This is a genomic window from Protofrankia sp. Cr1, assembly GCF_963555865.1.
Lineage (GTDB): Bacteria > Actinomycetota > Actinomycetes > Frankiales > Frankiaceae > Protofrankia.
The window spans coordinates 1-4,725 of record NZ_CAUVXO010000416.1 but is presented as its reverse complement, the minus strand read 5'-3'; the positions used below and the strand labels follow the sequence as shown (position 1 = coordinate 4,725).

Below are 4,725 nucleotides of genomic sequence, written 5' to 3'. Positions count from 1 at the left end.
GGTATGACGCAGGTCGTGCGTCGAGTAGTTGGTCCCCAGCACCACGTTGACGCGCCGGTACACCGCCCGCAACGTCTCATAGGTCATCGGCTGGCGGCGTAGCCCGTCGCCGTGGTCACGGCGGCGCAGCGTCCACCAGATCGGCTCGCCGGGGTCCAGTTCGCCGATCTCGGAGAGGTAAAGCCGGATCCAGACGAATGCCTCCGGGCTGGCCGGCAGCCACTGCTCGGCGCCGGTCCCCTTCCGGGTCACCCGAACCGTCTGCTCGCCCCAGTCCAGGTCCACGCCCCGCAGCCCGAGCAGCTCGCTGGCGCGCACAGCATTACTCACCGCCAGCGCGAGGATGCCCCGGTCCCGGTTCGAGCGCAGCGCGCCGAACAAGTCCTTCCACTGCCCGTCAGGTATCTCCCGGGGCCGGCGCTTGGGCAGCTTCGGGTTGTAACGAACCCGCCCCGTCGGGCGCAGCGGCTCCAACGGACTGCGATGCTGGTTCGGCCTGCTGCTCTTCCCGCGTTCCACCGACACCGGATTGACCAGCGGCCCGTCGCCGAGTTCGATCCAGAACTCGTAGAAGCTGCGGAGCACGGCATTGCTGTGCCGAATCGTCCGGGCCTCGTAGCTGTCACCGAGATACCGCTTACGGGTGACAGGATTGACCGTGCCGGCCGTAGCCGCCGACCGCGTCCGCGCCGAATTCCGCAGCTTCTCGGCCTGCTGCAACCACAGCACGAAATCCCGGACCTCGGCCGACGTAGCCTTATCCCATTCCACGCCGACGACCTGGAGCCAACGCCACCACCGCAACAGGTCGTACGCATAGCTGCGGACGCTGCCGTGCCGGTTCCCGCGCGCGAGGAAATCCAGCAGAAACCGCCGGACCGGTTCGACCTCCTTCCCAGCATGGTCAACCACCAGCCACGGCAGGACGCCCGTCACCGGCACGACCCGCCCCCATCGGGGCAGACGAATCATCTCGACATCCCAGGCCATTTGCTCCGACATGCAGCCTCCCATCGACAAAGCTGCATGACTCCTACCGATCAAGAATCCGCGAGCCCAGCACCTCCGCGGCGTGTCCCCTGGTAGTCCGGTCAACGGGGCGATCATGGTCGTAGTCGGCTGCCGGGTGTGGTCAGCGGCACCAACAGCGCCGGGGCCGCAGGACCCATGCAGTTCCTCGCCCCGACGTTCGCCGAGGTCGTCGCCCACCACCCGCTGCCGCCGGGCGGCGCCAGCCCGCAGTCGCTCTACAACCCCCACGACGCCGTCTACGCCGCCGCGGCCTACCTCTGCGACAACGGCGCCGCCACGAACCTCCACAACGCGATCTTTCAGTACAACCATGCTGAATGGTACGTGTCTGAAGTAATCGCCCAAGCCGCCCAGTACGGGTCCGATGCCGGCTTCGGTGCGGACACCACCCCCAGTAACGCGGCGCTTGCCGCTGTCACCTACGCCCAGGGCCAGCTCGGCATCCCCTACCTCTGGGGCGGAAACGGCCCCCAAGACGGTGGATGGGACTGTTCCGGCCTCACCCACGCCGCCTACGAGGCCGCCGGCATCGAGCTACCCCGCACCGCGCAGACCCAATACGACGCCGGACCCGCCGTGTTGAGCGTCTCTGAAAATGCCGACGGGCTGGGGTCGACGCGTCGTGGTACGTGCCGACGGGTGGAACCGGTCGCCGTGAGATCGTCCGTGTTCGTTGGCGGCGGCACCGTGCCGACGGTGGACGTGGAACGGCCCTCCCGGTGATCTCTTAGGCGGAGCTGAGCCGGAAGGGCCGCGGGTAGCGCTTAGAGGCGCTGTGCTCACGGTAGAGGCCGATCCAGGTTCGGTCGAACGGCGGCTGGCCGCTGGTGCCTTTCGTTGTCCTGCGTGTCAGGGCCGGCTCGGGCCGTGGGGGTCGGCGGCCGCCCGGGTGCTGCGGGGACCGGGACTGGTCAGGGTGCGGCTGCGCCCGCGGCGGGCGCGGTGCGAGGGGTGCACGGTGACGGATCGCGCTTCGGTGTCGGCCGCAACCCGCATGCTGTCGACCATGGTGGTTTCGGGGCTGTGCAGATGCGGTGTTTGGCCGAACCGGCGTGGGCGGAGCAACCGCGATGGGCAGGTAGTGCAGAAAAGTTAAGCACTCATGGTATGTTAATCCACGTTCAGTAAGCGGACGTCCTGTGGAGGGATCATGAGTGCTGGGGCCATGCCATCGAGGTGGGCCGTCGAGCAGTTCGGCGACCACGCAGCGGAGGTGGTGCGGCACGTGGTCACTGGCCTCGTGCGTGGCCAGCGGGCAGCCCGTCTGGTGCAGGAGATGGCCGAGCGCGAAGGGACTGGGGACAAGCGGGCTTACGGCAGCATGTGGGCCACCCGCTACAAGTTCGTCGTCGAGCAGTTCGAGTTGGCCGACCTTCGCGACTATCAGGCCCACAAGCCCAAGGGTGCCTCGTACAGCCTGGCTGTGATCAACGGACGGGTGCTGATCCCGTTCCGTCACGCGACGTCGTTGAAGGAACCGATCTCCAGCGCGAAGCTGAGTAACAAGATCCCCCGAGAGGTCTCGCGGAACAACGGTGTGGTATCGGCTCCAACGCTGTTCGACGTCCCGGGTGACGCCGGGACGACGACTAACCCGACGGTGGCCCAGGCCGCCGCGGCAGCCAAGGCAGAGAATCTGGTGGTGATCTACGTCGCGTACGTGGCCAACGCCGACAGCGACGAGGTGTTGGCCGCCTGGTGGGGTACGCCGGACTCGCTGGAGGACAACGGCACCATGGTGTGGTCGCCCGAGCGGCTCGATATGAGCATCGCGACCACGAAGACCGCCGACGGGCGCCGTAGTGACCTCCGTACGACAAGGACGGCCGGTGCCGCGGCGGGCTTCGCCGAGGGCGATCTGCCTCCGCTCGGTATGGCCCCGCGCACCGCGACCACGCAGCTCCCCTCTACCGAAGCGGAAGAAGCCACCCCCGACGCAGAAGACGGCGATGAGTAAGGACATCCAGCCGTCGCTGTTCGCCGCACCCGGCACCCGCAGCGCTCGCGCAGGTCGCCCTGGTACTGGGCAGCCCTCGCCGGCCGAGGTGCACCAGGCGTTCGACCCCACCCGGTTGACGCAGGCCCGCAACCTCGTCGGGATGACCAAGCGGCGGTTGGCCGACGAACTCGGGGTGACCCCGGCTGCGGTCAGCCAGTACGAGATGGGCACCAACCGACCTCGCCCCGATCTCCTGCCGCGGCTGGCCGACGTTCTGGAGGTTCCCCTGACATTCTTCTTGACAGGACGCCCTCACGCGCGGCTGGACTCCTCGGCCGCGCATTTCCGCAGCCTGCGCAGTACCCGCGCCTATCAACGAGCCAAGGCCATCGCGTTCACCGAGCAGGTCTGGGAGTTGACCTACGCCTTGGAGAAGCGGGTCCAGCTTCCCCTGGTTGACCTTCCCGGCTTCACTGGCGGCGAGGTCCATCCCGGCACTGAACTACCCAGTGACCCCCCCGCCGCCGCCCGTGCCCTGCGAGCCGCGTGGGGCCTAGGCATCGGGCCGATCACCCACCTGGTGCGGCGCCTGGAAGCACATGGAATCGTCGTGTACGCCCCACAACGCGACGAAGACATGCGGTCAGTCGACGCCTTCTCCACCTCGCGGCTACCCCGTCCGGTGATCGTGCTGACGCCGAACAAGACCGACGACGTGTACCGCCACCGATTCAGCGCGGCCCACGAGTTGGGCCACCTGGTGCTGCATGGTGATGTCACTCCCGGTGACATCACCCAAGAGCGGGAAGCGGACACCTTCGCCGCCGAGTTCCTCACCCCCCGGGAGACGATCTTGCCCGAGCTACCCGCGCGGGCCGATCTGCACAGGCTGTCGCAACTGCGTAGCTCCTGGGGAGTGTCGGTGAAGTCCTTGCTTTACCGCTGCCGCGAGCTCGGCCTGCTGTCGGACTCCTCGGCTAGCCGCGCGTACCAGCGCCTGCACAGCCTGCAAGGGCAACCCGGCTTCGCCTCGGAGCCCCCGGCCGGTTACCCCGGTGAGCTACCAGCACTGCTGTCCCAGGCGTTCGCCCTGGCCTGTGACCATGGCCTGACGATCACAGACCTCGCTCGGGAACTGGCCTGGAACGTGCCGCGGGTCCGACAGATGCTCGGCGTCGAAGAGCAGCGACCGGTCCTCCGCTTGCTCAGCGGCGAATCACGAGACGTGCTCCCAAGTACCATTCCGGCTCCTTGATTGACGTTTCACTGATTGCGTCACTGAGGAGCTGCACACCCTCGCTCCGGTAGGTCCGGACCGAGCGGCTCACCGGCGGCGTCACGCAGATCCCACAGCTCGCGTTCGAGATGCACGAACGGAATCGCTGCCCGCTGCTGTGCCGTTGGACGCCGCACCGGCGGACCGAACTGGTTGATCAGCTCCGCTGACCGGCTGTTCCGCGTCAGCGGAGCTCGCCTCGCTGCTCCCCGTGGGTGGCCAACCGGCCCGAACAGACACAATAACAGCGGCAGCTTGTGGAGCACCCGGACAGTGCCGACCTGGGCTCGGCGCAGCCGACACAACCGATCAAGCAACTCGACGCTGTCCATCGCGCTGATTCGACCAGTGCCCCAACGGGATGCCCAGTACGGGAGCGCCGAGATCCGGCGGTCGGCGCCGGCCGCGGAGAGACGCCCACACCTGTCTCTTATACACATCTCCGAGCCCACGAGACAAGAGGCAAACCCGTATGCCG

The 4,725-nt window shown here is 67.6% G+C and carries 3 protein-coding genes and 1 pseudogene; 3 read left to right on the top strand and 1 reads right to left on the bottom strand.

Annotated features, from left to right (window positions below):
* A partial coding sequence (locus U9980_RS22685) for a tyrosine-type recombinase/integrase (protein WP_322769791.1) occupies positions 1-1,002 on the bottom strand: 1,002 nt, incomplete at its 3' end.
* Between the two features lie 99 nt (positions 1,003-1,101).
* Here U9980_RS22685 and U9980_RS22680 point away from each other — a divergent pair.
* The 3 genes and pseudogenes from U9980_RS22680 to U9980_RS22670 form a co-directional block, all read left to right on the top strand.
* Positions 1,102-1,611, top strand: a pseudogene (locus tag U9980_RS22680) (NlpC/P60 family protein); the annotation flags it as partial.
* Positions 1,612-2,182: 571 nt separating this feature from the next.
* Positions 2,183-2,989: a hypothetical protein gene (locus U9980_RS22675; protein ID WP_322769789.1), complete on the top strand. Its 807-nt coding sequence runs from the start codon at positions 2,183-2,185 to the stop codon at positions 2,987-2,989.
* 88 nt (positions 2,990-3,077) lie between these two features.
* Positions 3,078-4,226 (top strand): helix-turn-helix domain-containing protein, encoded by a 1,149-nt coding sequence (locus U9980_RS22670; RefSeq protein ID WP_416210358.1) that lies wholly within the window; start codon positions 3,078-3,080, stop codon positions 4,224-4,226.
* Positions 4,227-4,725: the final 499 nt, after the last annotated feature.